Origin of the sequence: Sanguibacter antarcticus, from assembly GCF_002564005.1 — a bacterium.
Lineage (GTDB): Bacteria > Actinomycetota > Actinomycetes > Actinomycetales > Cellulomonadaceae > Sanguibacter > Sanguibacter antarcticus.
Genome location: NZ_PDJG01000001.1, coordinates 2,396,895 through 2,409,775 on the forward strand (window position 1 = coordinate 2,396,895; position 12,881 = coordinate 2,409,775).

9 protein-coding genes are annotated in these 12,881 nt (G+C 69.5%); 5 read left to right on the forward strand and 4 right to left on the reverse strand.

Annotated elements, in window-relative coordinates:
* Nucleotides 1-13 precede the first annotated feature (13 nt).
* From ATL42_RS10925 to ATL42_RS10940, 4 genes are all read right to left on the reverse strand, one after another.
* Nucleotides 14-1,501 carry an APC family permease gene (locus ATL42_RS10925; protein ID WP_098455365.1) on the reverse strand — a complete coding sequence of 496 codons (1,488 nt, stop codon included), beginning with the start codon at nt 1,499-1,501 and terminating at the stop codon, nt 14-16.
* Between the two features lie 191 nt (nt 1,502-1,692).
* Nucleotides 1,693-2,301 (reverse strand): TetR/AcrR family transcriptional regulator, encoded by a 609-nt coding sequence (locus ATL42_RS10930; RefSeq protein ID WP_169925395.1) that lies wholly within the window; start codon nt 2,299-2,301, stop codon nt 1,693-1,695.
* 134 nt (nt 2,302-2,435) lie between these two features.
* Nucleotides 2,436-4,094 carry a mannitol dehydrogenase family protein gene (locus ATL42_RS10935; protein WP_098456516.1) on the reverse strand — a complete coding sequence of 553 codons (1,659 nt, stop codon included), beginning with the start codon at nt 4,092-4,094 and terminating at the stop codon, nt 2,436-2,438.
* Nucleotides 4,095-4,184: 90 nt separating this feature from the next.
* Complete coding sequence (locus ATL42_RS10940) at nt 4,185-5,216, reverse strand: LacI family DNA-binding transcriptional regulator (protein ID WP_098456517.1); 1,032 nt, start codon at nt 5,214-5,216, stop codon at nt 4,185-4,187.
* Between the two features lie 205 nt (nt 5,217-5,421).
* On the opposite strand from ATL42_RS10940, the gene uxaC reads away from it, so the two are divergent.
* From uxaC to ATL42_RS10965, 5 genes are all read left to right on the forward strand, one after another.
* Nucleotides 5,422-6,906: a glucuronate isomerase gene (gene uxaC, locus ATL42_RS10945; RefSeq protein WP_245862454.1), complete on the forward strand. Its 1,485-nt coding sequence runs from the start codon at nt 5,422-5,424 to the stop codon at nt 6,904-6,906.
* Between the two features lie 48 nt (nt 6,907-6,954).
* Nucleotides 6,955-8,196: a D-mannonate dehydratase ManD gene (gene manD, locus ATL42_RS10950; protein ID WP_098455367.1), complete on the forward strand. Its 1,242-nt coding sequence runs from the start codon at nt 6,955-6,957 to the stop codon at nt 8,194-8,196.
* Nucleotides 8,197-8,629: 433 nt separating this feature from the next.
* Nucleotides 8,630-9,160 carry a cupredoxin domain-containing protein gene (locus ATL42_RS16230; RefSeq protein WP_169925396.1) on the forward strand — a complete coding sequence of 177 codons (531 nt, stop codon included), beginning with the start codon at nt 8,630-8,632 and terminating at the stop codon, nt 9,158-9,160.
* Nucleotides 9,161-9,257: 97 nt separating this feature from the next.
* Nucleotides 9,258-10,034, forward strand: coding sequence for an ATP-binding cassette domain-containing protein (locus ATL42_RS10960; protein WP_098456519.1), 777 nt, complete (start codon nt 9,258-9,260; stop codon nt 10,032-10,034).
* 327 nt (nt 10,035-10,361) lie between these two features.
* Entirely contained in the window at nt 10,362-12,854 is a 2,493-nt protein-coding gene (locus ATL42_RS10965) for a S8 family peptidase (protein WP_143556747.1), read from the forward strand.
* Nucleotides 12,855-12,881: the final 27 nt, after the last annotated feature.

Consider the following 12,881-nt stretch of genomic DNA (forward strand, 5'->3'; position numbering starts at 1 on the left):
GCAACCTTTCGAGTCAGAGGTGGGCGTCAGCGAACTGGCTGGCGCTGTCGGGGTCGTCGCCACGTTCCAGGGCCCGCTGACGGGTCCACTCGGGCGACTTGGCACAGAAGTACTCCTGGACACCGACCGTGACGGCGAGGCCGACGAGGATCGACCCGGTCACCGCGAAGGAGTAGTCGTACGGGTTCCAGACGAAGAACACCACGGCTGCCGAGAGCAGGGCCACCGGGATCCAGGTGATCAGCCATGTCACGACGGTGCCGCCCGGGACGCGGTAGGGGCGCGGCCTGGCTGCGTCGATGCGGCGCAGCTTGGCGAACGCCAGCATCATGACGATGTACGGCAGCAGGAAGATGACCGAGGAGAACGCGAACAGGTTCCAGAACAGGTCGTCGATCGCGCCGTCGGTCAGCGCGAACAGGCCTGCGTAGCCGACCGTGAAGACCGTACCGACGATGGAGCAGAGCATGGCTGCCCCGACGGGGGTGCCGCGCGTGGGGTGGGTGCGGGCGAAGACCTTGGGCAGATCGCCCTGCTGAGCTGCTTCTGCTGCAGCGATGTTCGCTCCGATGGTCCATGGCACGAGGCTCGCGAAGAAGCAGAACAGTGCGCCGATCCCGAGGATCGTCACGATCGCGTTGGCGATGGTGGAGTCACCGAAGCCGTGGCGCAGCGCGTCGACCAGACCCGTGGTCTGGGAGATCTCGCCAGCGGGGAGGATGACCTGCATGCCGATCGTGGCGACGAGGTAGAAGCCACCGATGAGGAGCCCGGCGATACCGATGGTCTTGGGCACGTCGCGCTGTGGGTTCGCCATCTGGGTCGAGGCGGACGACATCAGCTCGAAGCCGAGGAAGTTGTAGATGATGATCGGCAGCGCTGCGATGAATGCAGGCAGCGCGTTTGTCGGGATGACCGTCTCCATCGTCCAGGAGGTCGCCGAGCCGTGCGCCGATGCGAAGATCCCGCCGGCGATCGCGAGCGCGATGATGACGACGATCGTGATGCCTGCGCCGAGGTTGGAGACCCATGTGCCGGTCTTCAGGCTGCGGACGTTGACCCAGAAGTTGATCCAGATGAGAGCGACGGTGATCGCGACCTGGACCCAGAAGTTCAGGTCTCCGCCGAAGAACATCGAGGAGATCGCTCCGGAGAACATCAGGTACACGCTCGGCACCCACAGGCCGACGTTCACCCAGTACCACCAGGACACGCGGCTGCCCCACCTGTTGCCGAACGCGCGGACGACCCACGCGTAGATGCCACCTGCGTCGGGGTAGGCGGAGCCGAGCTCGCTCGTGACCAGACCGTAGGGGACGAAGAACACGACGATGATCACGACGGTCCAGAAGATGGCTGTCGGTCCTACGGATGCCGTCACGGTGAGCTGCGAGAGCAGCAGCATCGCGGCTACGGAGAACAAGACCATGTCGAACATCCGGAAGGTCGGACGCCCCGTCGATCGGTCACCCGTCGGGGGCCTGTCTGTCTGTACGGTCATCGCTGCTGCTCCTTTGCTTAGCGTGGATCTGGGGGCGCATCGGATGTCGTGCGCGTACGGAGAGCAGAGCCCCTATGCCGTGTACAAACGTACAACCTTCGATTTTGTACAAACGTACATCTGGGGAAGTGGGCGTGCAGGGACCAACGTCCTACTGGGGAGGGTGCACTCTTCGCCGCCCGGAGGCAGGGCTAGAGCTGCTGCGGGCAGACTCTCTCGACGACGACCCGGAGCCGGTCCGTGAGGTCAGCGATAGACAGCTCGCCGTTGGACACCGCCTCGAGCATGAGGCCGTCGACGAGGCAGGCGACGATCTGCACGACAGTCGCCCGGGGCAGAGCAGGATCGCTCGGAGGAAGCACCCTCTCGACGAGCCTGCCGATCATCGTCGACCACGCGCGCGCCTCGTCGCGAACGGTGACGTTGCGGGTCGCCTCCATGAACATCTCGAACAGGGCGAGATCGTAGAGCGGGTCTGCGACCGTCTTGTCGAAGAACATCTCGGTCAGCACCTCGACCGAACGATCCAGGCTCAGCGTCCCGTCCAGGGCATCCACGATCGCATGCAGGCGGATGGCCTCAGCCCGGCGGGCATGCGCCATGGTCTGCAGCAGGAGGTCGTTGCGGTCGGTGAAGTAGTACGTCGTCGAGCCGAGCGGTACCTTCGCGACCTTCGCGACGGCACGGTGAGTCACGGCGACGGCACCCCCGGTGCCGAAGACCTTCACGGACGCGTCGAGGATCTGCTCACGTTTGCGTTCACCCGTGGCGGTCCGGGCCTGACGGCTCGCGGTGCGCATCGTAGCCGTGTGCGCATCGCGCATCTCTGGTTCACTCCCGCTCTCTGGACGACGACCGAGGTGCCGTCGGCGGGCAGAGCACTGCGCCTGTCGACGACCGAGCCGTCCGTTCTGTCAGAGTACCGCCGCACCGGCTACGTGTCGAAGCGCCCGAGCAGCTCTGTGACGTGCAGCTCGACAGTGGCCCGGAACCCCGCGTGCTCGGCGAGCGTCGCAGGAAACACCTGGCGGAGCGCGAGCATCCGGGCGACGAGCCCGGCGTCGGGCCCGGTGTCAGGCCCGGCGTCAGGCCCGGTCGCTGCGGCCCGGAGCACGGGAGCGAGCGGGTCGTCGAGGACGAGCGGGGCACCGGCGAACGTCGTGCCGCGGGCGACGAACACGATCCACGCGGCCACCGCGCGAGCCGCGCCGTTCGGGACGGATCCCGCAGCCAGACGGTCGGCGACCGTGCCGAGGAGGCGGATCGGCAGCTTCGTCGAGCCGTCTATCGCGACCTGGACGGTCGTGTGGCCGGTCGAGGGGTCGGCGAAGCGTCGGAGGATCGACTCGGCGTACTCGGCGAGGTCGACGCCGGGCGGTGCGACGAGCGTCGGGACGACGTCGTCGAGCAGGAGCTCACGCGCTGCGGCCGCCAGGTCCGGATCGGCCACCGCGTCCGCGACGAACCGGTGGCCCGCGAGCGCCCCGAGGTACGCGAGCAGGCAGTGCGTCCCGTTGAGCATCCGCAGCTTGGCCTGCTCGAACGGCGTGACGTCGTCCGTGAACGTGGCGCCTGCGCGTTCCCACGCGGGGCGCGGGCCGGCGAAGCGGTCTTCGACGACCCACTGGAGGAACGGTTCGCCCACCACGAGGGCCTCGTCGCGCACCCCGGTGAGCGCCTGTGCCGCGGCGCGGTGGGCGTCGGTCGTCGCAGGCACGATGCGGTCGACGACGGTGCACGGGAAGGTCACGCAGGAGGCGAGCCAGGTCCGCAGACCGGTGCTGTCGTCGTCGGTGACGACCGCCTCGATGAACTGCGTGACGAGCCGCTGGACGACGTGGCCGTTGCGGACGATGTTGTCGCAGGACAGGACGGTGACGGGCGCCCCGCTCTCGGCGTACCGCAGCGCAAGACCTCGCACGAGGAGCCCGATCGGGGAGCGTGCGGGCACCACCTCGGCCGGGTGGCCGTGCTCGTCGTGCACGGTGGCGCCCGAGGTTCCGTCGATCTCGGCACGGAACGCCGCCTGGTCGACGACGACGTCTGGGTCGGTGACGTCGAGGGCCCCGTCCGGGCGCGTCCGGTAGCCCTTCTCGGTGACCGTCAGAGAGACGACGTGCGTGGTCGGCGCCGCGATCGCTGCGAGGATCCTGGCCGTGTCTGTCCCGGGGAACGCGACGTCGCGCACCGACCCGACGATCCGGAGCGAGGGAGCGTCGGGGCCTGGGGTGAGGACCCCGTAGAGGCCGTCCTGCGGTGCGAGCTGGTCGAGGACCGTCGTCGAGCGCTGGGTCACGCCGAGGATGCCCCAGGTCGTCTCCCCCGTCGCTGCGGCGGCGTCCTCGGTGACGACCGCCTGGTGGGCGCGGTGGAACGCGCCCACGCCGAGGTGGACGATGCCGATCGTCACGGCGTGCGGGTCCACAGCAGGGCCCGCAACGGTGCCGCTGGGCGCGCCGAGGTCGAGGGCGCCGTGGTCGGGGCCGCTGTGGTCGAGGGCGCTGGCGAGCGTCGCGAACGACAACCGTCCGTTCGACAGCGCCTCGTCGTCCTGACGGTCAGCGCGCTCCGGGTACCCCTGGTGCTCGACCATGCTCGTTCGGTCCTCTCGAGAGTCGTTGCCGCGATCGACGACCCGCATCGGGCCGCGCACCTCACCGGTCAACGACCAGTGTGGGGCGCGCTAGCCCATCGGGCGTCGTGAACCAGCCGTCTGGTCCGCGCCCGGCACGGAGGTCGAGCTCCTGACGACGAGCTCGACGGGGAGCGGGGGGCGCACGGTCTGGTCAGGCCGGTCCCCGTGCGGGGACGGGCCGAGAAGGCCGAGGAGAAGGTCGACGGCCGCACGCCCGAGACCGGCGCGCGGGATCCGCACCGTCGTGAGGGCGGGCGAGACGAGCGTCGCGACCGCCACGTCGTCGAACCCGACGACCGACATCTCGTCGGGGACCGTGATGCCGCGGTGCCGCAGCCGGTCGACGATGCCGAGCGCCATGAGGTCGTTGTAGGCGATGACGGCGCTCGCGCCGCTGGCGACCGCGAGGTCGGCTGCCGGGTAGCCGCCGGAGAAGTACGGCTGGAAGTTGCCGAGGTCGACCATCTGGACGTCGTCGATCCGGGCCGCCGCGGCGACCATGCCCACCCGGCGCTGCTCGCCCGACCACGAGTGCGCGGGGCCTGACGCGTACGCGATGCGCTGGTGCCCGAGTGCCCGGAGATGGTTGACGGCCTGGAACGCCCCGTCGGCGTTGTCGATCGTGATCGTGGGCAGGTCGCCCACCTGACGGTTGAGCAGGACGACGGTCTTGCCCTCGACCGCGGCGAGGATGTCGGGGTCGCTCGCGCGCGGCGACGCGAGGACGAGTCCGTCGACCCGCGCGGACAGGCTGCGGACGAGGTCGAGCTCTTGGGCCGGGTCCTCGTCGGAGTCGGCGGTGAAGACGGAGATCCCGCTGGCGCGCGCCCGTCCGTGCACCGCTTTGGCCACGCTGGCGAAGAACGGGTTCTCGAGGTCGGGGAGGAGGAGGCCGATGGCGTCGGTCCGGCCGACCCGGAGCTCGCGGGCTGCCGCGTTCGGCTGGTAGTCGAGGGCCTTCGCGGCTTCGAGGACCTTGAGCCGGGTGGCGTCGGACACCAGTCCCGGCGCAGAGAGCGCGCGCGAGACGGTGGAGATGGACACGCCGGCCCGAAGCGCGACGTCACGGACGTTGGCCACGATTCCATGCCTCCTCGCGCCTCGGGCCCACACATGTGCCCGCGCTGCACCGCGCGGGCAGGTTCAGTGTGCAAACGTTTGCGGCCGTGAGTCAAATCCTCGGCAACACACCGGAAAGGTCTTGCCACCTGGGGTTGTGCTCTGCGGACACGAGGCGCAGGATGGACTGCAAACGATCGCAGTCTGTTTCAACGAGGAGGCGGACTTGACTGCACAGCACGCTCAGACCGGCACCATCCCTACCAGCAGCACACTCCAGAGCACGGAGCCCTGGACGCTCCATGAGGACCGCGCGCTCCCGGCGGAACCCACCACGAGGCGCCTGGCACGCGAGATCTACACGGAGACGAAGCGCCTGCCCATCCTCTCCATGCACGGTCACGTCGACGCCCGGATCCTCGACGAGGACACGCCCTTCGGCGACCCCGCCGAGCTCTTCGTCATCCCTGACCACTACCTCGTGCGGATGATCGTGTCCCAAGGAGGCAGCGTCGACCAGATGGGTGCTGCGCCGGTCGACTCCGCCCGCCCCGCTGCCCCGAGCCCGGACCACCGTGAGATCTGGCGTCGCTTCTGCGCGAGCTGGAAGCTCTTCCGCGGAACGCCGTCCCGGTACTGGATGGAGCACGAGCTCGTCGAGGTCTTCGGCATCACGCAACGCCCGTCCGCCGAGACCGCGGACGCGATCTACGACCAGCTCGACGCAGCCCTCGCATCCCCCGAGTTCCGTCCGCGCGCGCTCTTCGAACGCTTCGACATCGAGACCCTCGCGACGACCGACCCCGCCTGGAGCGGGCTCGAGCACCACGCGTCGCTCGCCGCACAGGGCTGGGGCGAACGGGTGGTGCCGACGTTCCGGCCCGACCCGCTGCTCGAGCTCGACGGCACGTCGTGGCCCGCCGACATCGCGAGGCTCGCGCAGTCGTCCGGGATCGACGTGACGGGGTACGCCTCCTATCTCGACGCGCTGCGCCAGCGCCGCCAGGCGTTCCTCGCTGCGGGCGCACGCGCGACAGACCACGGCCCGTTCCTCGCAGACACCACGCCGCTCTCGGACGCGGAAGCGAACCGGATCTTCGACCTCGCTCTCAGCGGCGCACAGGTCAACCCTGCGGAGGCGCAGGCGTTCAGCGGGCACATGCTCTTCCAGATGGCCGCGATGTCCGTCGAGGACGGCCTCGTGATGCAGCTGCACCCAGGCGTCGTGCGCAACCACGACAAGGCCGTGCTCGACAGGTTCGGCCCCAACAAGGGCTACGACATCCCCGTCCAGGTCGAGTACACCCGCGCGCTGCGCCCGCTCCTCGAGGCGTTCGGGCACCACCCGGGCTTCCGGCTCATCGTCTTCACGATCGACGAGACGGTCTACTCCCGGGAGCTCGCACCGCTCGCTGGCGTCTACCCCGCAATGAAGCTCGGTGCCCCGTGGTGGTTCCTCGACACCCCCGAGGGCATGCGCCGCTTCCGGGAGACAGCCACGGAGACGGCCGGCTTCTACAACACGACAGGCTTCGTCGACGACACGCGTGCCTTCGCGTCCATCCCGGCACGCCACGACCTCTCGCGGCGGATCGACGCAGGCTACCTGGCCCGCCTCGTCGCGGAGCACCGGCTCGACCTCGACGAGGCCGTCGAGACGGCGATCGACCTCGCCTACACCCTTCCCCGTGCGGCGTACGCCCGACGCTGACGCGTCGCCTCCGTCCCGCCGTCGTCACCGTCTCGTCCTGGAGGACCTGTGCAGATCACCGAAGCCGTCGTCATCATCACGAGCCCTGGTCGCAACTTCGTCACGCTGAAGATCACGACGTCGGACGGGGTGGTCGGCCTCGGCGACGCGACCGTCAACGGTCGTGAGCTCGCGGTGGCGAGCTATCTGACCGACCACGTCGTCCCCATGCTCATCGGCCGGGAGGCCGACAACATCGAGGACACGTGGCAGCTGCTCTACCGCGGCGCCTACTGGCGGCGCGGACCTATCACCATGGCGGCGATCGCCGCGGTGGACATGGCTCTGTGGGACATCAAGGCCAAGGTGGCCCGGATGCCCTTGTTCCAGCTGCTCGGCGGCGCGTCGCGGACCGGTGCGCTCGCGTACGGGCATGCGTCGGGCGCCGACCTTCCTGCGCTGTTCGACTCGATCCGCACGCACCTCGACCTCGGGTTCAGGGCGATCCGTATCCAGACGGGCGTCCCGGGCCTCGGCCAGATCTACGGCATCGGCTCGGACACGGCTGCCGGTGAGCGCTACGACTACGAGCCCGCCCGGCGGAACCTTCTCGACGGCCGTCCCATGCCTGTCGAGGAGGTCTGGGACACCCGCGCGTACCTGCGTCACGTGCCGACGGTCTTCGAGGCTGTGCGCAACGAGTTCGGCCCCGAGCTCCCGCTCTTGCACGACGGCCACCACCGGATGACCCCGATCCAGGCGGCCAGGCTCGGGAAGTCCCTCGAGCCGTACGACCTCTTCTGGCTCGAGGACTGCACCCCGGGCGAGGACCAGACCGCGCTGCGCACGGTCCGTGAGCACACGACCACGCCGCTCGCGATCGGCGAGGTGTTCAACTCCGTCTACGACTACCAGACGCTCTTCACCGAGCGCCTCGTCGACTACGTCCGCTCGGCCGTGACCCACACGGGCGGTGTGACCGCGATGAAGAAGCTCCTCGACTTCGCGGCGGTCTACGGAGTGAAGTCCGGCATGCACGGGCCGACGGACGTCTCGCCCGTCGGCATGGCTGCCGCGCTGCACCTCGACATCGCCATCCACAACTTCGGCATCCAGGAGTTCATGCAGCACAGCGCCGCGACGCTCGAGGTGTTCCGGACGAGCTACACGTTCGAGGGCGGGCTGCTCCACCCGGGCACCGCCCCGGGCCTGGGTGTCGACCTCGACGAGACGGCCGCCGCTGCGTTCGAGTACACCCCCGCGTACCTCCCGGTGAACCGCCTGCGCGACGGAACCGTCCACGACTGGTAGCCCCCAAACCAACCAGTCTCGTCAACCCCTAGCTCCTCCAGCTCCCCGCGCCCACTCCCTGCGCCAGGTCCTGTCTCCTCCTCTGCCTCCCGCTCGATCTCCTCTCTGTCTCCCCTGGCCCTCCTGTATCTCCCCGTGCCCCCTCCCCCCCACCCCGATGTCTCCGTCGAGCTCGGGCATCTGTCTCGAGCTCGGGCACGTGATGGCCCGAGCTCGAGACAGATGCCCGAGCTCGACGGCCGCTCACTGCGAGAGCGGGGCGGGGGCGGGGGCGGGGGCGGGGGCGGGACGGGACAGGACAGGGCGGGACGGGACGGGGGTGGCGGCGAGACGGGGGGCGCCCTCCGGCAGAGCGGGGCCGCTCGTCGCCGACCTGTGCCGGTATCAGGGAACTCTCAGGCACCGCCCCAGGTGTTCGCCGTACAGTAGGACCGTGTTCCACCGCGATATCCGACAGGCCAGCCCGCTCTGCCCCGCCAACCGACTGTGCAAGATCGGCCGCGAGCACCGCGACCACCGACGCCGCTGTGCCACGGCGCAGCGCAGCGCGACGAGCCCCCGATTGGTCCCTGTCCGCCACGCCACGGCCTTCCGACGCACGTCGGCCTGCCTCACCGTCTTCGCCCTGGGCGCGCTCAGCGCGTGCGCCGCGAGCCCTGAGGCTGCGTCGGGGACGAGCGTCGCCGCCGACGGCACGCTCACCGTGACGATCGACATGAAGGACATGAGGTTCCACCCTGCGGTGGTCGACGTCGAGCCCGGCACCCGCGTCGTCGTCACGGTGCGCAACAGCGACGGCATGCCGCACGACCTCTTCTTCGACGACGCTCAGAGCACCGACCTTCTCAGCCGTGACGAGTCCGCCACGATCGACCTCGGCGTCCTCGACGAGACGCTCGAGGGCTGGTGCACCGTCTCAGGCCACCGCGCCGCGGGGATGACGCTCACGCTCAAGGTCGCCTGACCCACGACGCCCCGGCACTCGCACGGCGAACGATGTGCAAGGCTCGTTCGTTGAGAGCACGACCGCTGTGCCCGCCCCACCCGAGATCCGGAGAACGATGAGCGCCACCACGAACGTCCTGTCCGCCACCGGCCTCGTCGCGGGCCACGCGAGCACCCCGTCGGTTCGCGGGATCGATCTCACCATCACTCCGGGCGAGGGCTCCGTCGGCGTCATCGGGGGATCGGGCGTCGGGAAGTCGACGTTGCTCCAGGCGATCACCGGCGACCTCAAGCTCCGCGGCGGGCGCGTGACCTTCGACGGGCGCACGGTGGGACGCATGGGCCCCCGTGACAAGAAGCGCTTCGGCGTCGCGGTGCGCGCAGTCCGCCAGAACGGGTTCGGCGGTCTCGACCCACGACAGACTGTCGAGCGCGCGGTCGAGGGCGAGCTGTCGAGAGCACGCAAGGCAGGGCGCGCCACCGGCGGGACCGCCACAGACGTTCTCGCGCTGATGTTCCTCGAGCCGCGTTTCCTCGGCCGAGGCATCCGCTCGTTGTCGGGCGGCGAGCGGCAGCGTCTCGCCCTCGCGGCGGCGCTCTCGACCCGCCCAGACATCCTCGTGCTCGACGAGCCGGCGACGGCCCTCGACCAGTCCCTCAAGGACGCTGTGGTCCGACGCCTCGTGGAGCTCACCACCGAACGCGGCACGGGTCTGCTCGTCGCGTCCCACGACCTCGAGCTCGTGAGCCGCGTCTGCCAGACGGTCCACGTGCTCGCGGACGGCGTCTTCGTGGAGTCCGGCACACCGCACGAGCTGCTGACCAACCCCGTGCACCCGGTGACGCGCGAGATCGCCGAGGCGCTCCCGGCTGCTGTGGGCGCGTTCCGCTAGACACCTCCGTCGACCGGGCCGGAGCTCGTCCCGGGCCCTCGCACGCTCGACGCGAAGCCGTCTGGCGCGGCCGTACCACCGGACGTTCTTCTCCCTGGTCACGTCGATGGACCGGGTGAAATCGTCTCCCTGGCCCGATGCGTCGCGCCCGCTGCGGCGGTTCGCGACGCCAGAACAGGCGAAAAAACTCAAAATGGACCCCAGAACGTGCTGCAGAACTCCTCATGGTCCCCCGCGTCGATCCGATGTGGGAGCCGACGGGGGGTCCAGCCCGTTGCTCGGGGGGGCAATTCTTACTCGCGAGCCCATTCCACAGAGAGGCTCGTCGTGCGCCCTGTCTACCGCGCTCATCCAGCTCGAACAGCATCGATCCTGACGCTCTCCCTCCTCGCGTTCACCGTCTCTCCTGTCGCGCTGGCCGCGACAGCCACCGAGACCACGAGCCCGACGACCACGGCCGACCCCACGCCCGCGTCCGAGTCCGCACCGAGTGCCGACCCGACGATCGAGCCCACAGCAGAGCCCACCGACGCTGCACCCGCTGAGCCGTCCGCGACACCTGACACGTCGCCCCTGCCGAGCCCGTCAGCGGTACCCGACGAGTCATTGCTCCCGGCCGCGCCGGCACCGACCGAGGCACCGACCCCCGAGCCTGCCGCGCCGACCGAGACACCTGCACCTGTGCCCGACCCTGCCCTCGCCGAGCCCGAGGCGCAGTACGTGGTCCTCTACTCCGACGGGACCGACGTCAGCGCCGAGGCCGCGACCTTGCGGGCCGACGGCACCGACGTCGAGCAGGAGTTCACGGAGACTCCCGCCGCCGTCGTCACGCTCACAGCGACCGAGGCTGACGCCCTCGAGAGCACCGACGGTGTCGAGGCTGTCGAGCTCGACACCCAGATCGACGCGCTCGAGACGCAGCCCAACCCCACCTGGGGCTTAGACAGGATCGACCAGCGATCGCTGCCGCTGTCCAAGACCTACACCCCGCCGGGCACAGCGTCCGGCGTCACCGTGTACGTCGTCGACACCGGAGTGTCGTCGTCGAACGTGGACTTCGGCGGGCGGGTCGGCGGAGGCTGGTCCGCTATCTCTGACAACAACGGCACCGAGGACTGCAACGGTCACGGCACGCACATCGCCGGCACGATCGCCGGCAGCACCTACGGCCTGGCGAAGAGCGCGAGCATCGTGCCCGTCCGCGTCCTGGGCTGCAGCGGTTCTGGCATGCTCTCGGACCTCATCGCCGGCCTCGACTGGATCACGGCCAAGCACAGCGCCGGGGCGCCTGCCGTCGCCAACCTCAGCCTCGGTGGAGTGACGAGCACGACGCTCGACGTCGCTCTCAACAAGATGATCGCCGACGGCGTCACCGCCGTCGTCGCCGCAGGAAACAACTCGGTCGATGCGTGCACCGTGTCCCCGGCACGGGTGGCGAAGGCGATCACGGTCGCGGCCTCGGACTCCTCCGACCGTCAGGCGACCTTCACGAACGTGGGCAAGTGCGTCGATCTCTTCGCACCAGGCGTCTCGATCGTCTCGGCCGGCCACGCGTCGTCGACCGCGACGGCGACCAAGTCCGGCACCTCGACCGCAGCACCTCACGTGTCCGGAGCCGCCGCGCTGCTCCTCGCGGAGAACCGGTCGCTGACACCGGCGCAGGTCTCCGCCGGGCTCGTCGCCCAGGCGACGTCCGGCAAGATCGCCTCGATCAGCCCCAACACGGCGAACAAGCTCCTCTACGTCTCTCCTGTCGCGGGTCAGTCGGTCGTGTCGAACTCCGTCCCGATCGGCGTCATCGACGCCGTGACGACCACCACCCAGGGCCTCACGGTCCGTGGCTGGGCACTGGACCCTGACACCACCTCACCCATCACGGTCCACGTCTACATCGACGGAAAGGCCGTCAAGGCAGTCTCCGCGGACGGCAACCGACCCGACGTCGACGCCGCCTACAAGCGCGGAGCAGCGCACGGCTACAGCGTGACCCTGCCCACCACTGCAGGCACCCACAAGGTCTGCGTCTACGCGATCAACGCCACACCCGGCAGCAACCCGCTCCTCGCATGCCGCACCGTCACGGTCAAGAACGCCACACCCATCGGCGTCATCGACGCCGCCACGGCCACAACCACGACCGTCGACGTCCGGACGGCCAGCCCGGCTCCGGAGGAGGCTGTCGATGCCATCGCCGTCCGCGGCTGGGCACTCGACAACGACACCACCGCACCGCTCTCCGTGCACGTGTACCTCGACGGCAAGTTCGTCACCGCCACCACCGCGGACGGCAACCGACCCGACGTCGACGCCGCCTACAAGCGCGGAGCAGCGCACGGCTACAGCGTGACCCTGCCCACCACAGCAGGCACCCACAAGGTCTGCGTCTACGCCATCAATGCCACACCCGGGACCAACCCCCTCCTGGCATGCCGCACCGTCACGGTCAAGAACGCCACACCCATCGGCGTCATCGACTCTGTCACGAGCACGCCAGCCGACATCTATCCCCTCGACCTCGGGTGGGATCCGATCGGGACGATCGCCGTACGTGGCTGGGCGCTCGACCGCGACACCACCGCACCCATCGGTGTGCACGTCTACCTCGACGGAGTCCACACGCGCACTCTCTTCGCCGACGGCAACCGACCTGACGTCGGGGCCGCCTATGGCAAGGGCTCGGCCCACGGCTTCAACGTGAGCATGGAGGCGGGGGCGGGGACGCACGAGGTCTGCGTCTATGCCATCAACGCCACCCTCGGGACCAACCCGCTCCTCGGGTGCCGCACAGTCACCGTCGACGAGGCTCCCGCGCCCGGCTAGAGCAGCAGCTCGTGACCTGACGTCTTC

What these genes read in the sequence shown, in the direction of transcription:
- ATL42_RS10925 (WP_098455365.1), bottom strand. Translation starts at nt 1,501, where the DNA reads ATGACCGTACAGACAGACAGGCCCCCGACGGGTGACCGATCGACGGGG.
- ATL42_RS10930 (WP_169925395.1), bottom strand. Translation starts at nt 2,301, where the DNA reads ATGCGCACCGCGAGCCGTCAGGCCCGGACCGCCACGGGTGAACGCAAA.
- ATL42_RS10935 (WP_098456516.1), bottom strand. Translation starts at nt 4,094, where the DNA reads ATGGTCGAGCACCAGGGGTACCCGGAGCGCGCTGACCGTCAGGACGAC.
- ATL42_RS10960 (WP_098456519.1), top strand. Translation starts at nt 9,258, where the DNA reads ATGAGCGCCACCACGAACGTCCTGTCCGCCACCGGCCTCGTCGCGGGC.